Source organism: Rhodococcus sp. CX (assembly GCF_015865005.1).
Lineage (GTDB): Bacteria > Actinomycetota > Actinomycetes > Mycobacteriales > Mycobacteriaceae > Rhodococcus.
Genome location: NZ_JADZGH010000225.1, coordinates 17,327 through 17,703, shown reverse-complemented (window position 1 = coordinate 17,703; position 377 = coordinate 17,327). Strand labels below are relative to the sequence as shown.

Sequence of the window (377 nt, the reverse complement as noted above, 5' to 3'; positions counted from 1 at the left end):
CGGGCCGTCACCTGCGTCGCCACCAGCGAATTACCGCCGAGCGCGAAGAAGTCGTCGTCCAAGCCGACCCGCTCGACACCGAGCACCTCGGCGAACACACCCGCGACGATCTGCTCGATCGCGGTGACCGGGGCTCGGAAGGCCACGGCCTCGAACACCGGCGCGGGCAGCGCCTTCCGGTCGATCTTGCCGTTGATGTTCAACGGCAGCGCGTCGAGCACCACCCACGCGGTCGGCACCATGTACGAGGGCAGTTCCGCCGCGAGCCCGGCCGCGAGCGCCGACACGTCGACCGCTGCGCCGTCCGCGGGGACGACGTATCCGACGAGTTGCTCGCCCGTGTGCCGGTCGCTGTGCACGACGACGACGGCTTGCGA

At 70.6% G+C, this 377-nt stretch carries 1 protein-coding gene; it reads right to left on the bottom strand.

All coding sequences use genetic code 11. From position 1 onward, the window contains the following. Positions 1-377: phosphopantetheine-binding protein (locus tag I0Q12_RS33915; protein ID WP_231611418.1), on the bottom strand; the 377-nt coding region annotated here is incomplete at both ends.